The sequence below is a fragment of the Nocardioides flavus (ex Wang et al. 2016) genome (genome assembly GCF_014653115.1).
In the GTDB taxonomy this organism is placed as follows: Bacteria; Actinomycetota; Actinomycetes; order Propionibacteriales; family Nocardioidaceae; genus Nocardioides; species Nocardioides flavus.
In genome coordinates, this window is record NZ_BNAD01000033.1 from 1 (window position 1) to 1,185 (window position 1,185).

A 1,185-nucleotide genomic window follows, 5' to 3' on the forward strand; every position below is an offset into this window, starting at 1 on the left:
AGTTGAGTCCCCGATAGTGGTGTAGCGCGGTCGTCGAGGTCGTCCCCGGCGTGTACGTCGGACGCAGGCGCGGCCACCGCGTGATCCTTCGAGTCAACCTTCTACCGAATCCTCGAGGACCATCACGATGACCGCTCCCCACATTGTCGACCCTGCACGCCTGCTGGGCGAAGCACTCGCCGAAGCCAGTCCCGATCTGATGCGCGAGCTGCTGCAGACGATGATCAACGCCCTGCTCTGTGCGGACGCCGATGCGGTGGTCGGCGCCGAGTACGGCCGGCCGTCGCCAAGCCGCACGGCGCAGCGCAATGGCTACCGCCACCGCGACCTGGACACCCGGGTCGGGACGATCGATGTCGCGATCCCCAAGCTTCGTAAGGGCACCTACTTCCCCGAGTGGCTCCTCGAGCGTCGCAAGCGCGCCGAGGCCGCACTGATCACCGTCGTGGCCGACTGCTACCTCGCCGGCGTGTCCACCCGACGGATGGACAAGCTGGTCAAGACCCTCGGCATCGACTCGCTGTCCAAGTCGCAGGTCTCGCGGATGGCCGCCGAGCTCGACGAGCACGTCGAGCAGTTCCGCCACCGGCCATTGGATGCCGCCGGACCGTTCACCTTCGTCGCGGCCGACGCGTTGACGATGAAGCTGCGCGAGGGAGGCCGGGTGATCAACGCCGTGGTGCTGCTCGCGACCGGCGTCAACGGCGACGGGCACCGCGAGGTCCTCGGCATGCGCGTGGCCACCAGTGAGACCGGTCCGGTGTGGAACGAGTTCTTCGCCGACCTCGTCGCCCGCGGCCTCAGCGGAGTCCGGCTGGTCACCTCCGATGCCCACGCCGGCCTGGTCGAGGCGATCGCGGCGAACCTGCCCGGAGCCTCCTGGCAGCGCTGCCGCACCCACTACGCCGCGAACCTCATGAGCGTGACACCCAAGAGCATGTGGCCGGCGGTGAAGGCGATGCTGCACTCGGTCTACGACCAGCCCGACCGTCCCGCTGTCCATGCCCAGTTCGACCGGCTCCTGGACTACGTCGACGACAAGCTGCCCGAGGTCCACGACCACCTCGACGCCGCCCGCGACGACATCCTCGCCTTCACCGGCTTCCCGAAGGACGTGTGGACCCAGATCTGGTCCAACAACCCCGCCGAACGCCTCAACCGCGAGATCCGGCGCCGCACCGACTC

Annotated in this window: 1 protein-coding gene; it reads left to right on the forward strand. The window is 68.4% G+C overall.

Annotated features, from left to right (window positions below; all coding sequences use genetic code 11):
- Positions 1–127 precede the first annotated feature (127 nt).
- On the forward strand, positions 128–1,185 hold a 1,058-nt coding region (locus tag IE200_RS20465; protein ID WP_191281340.1), incomplete at its 3' end, for an IS256 family transposase.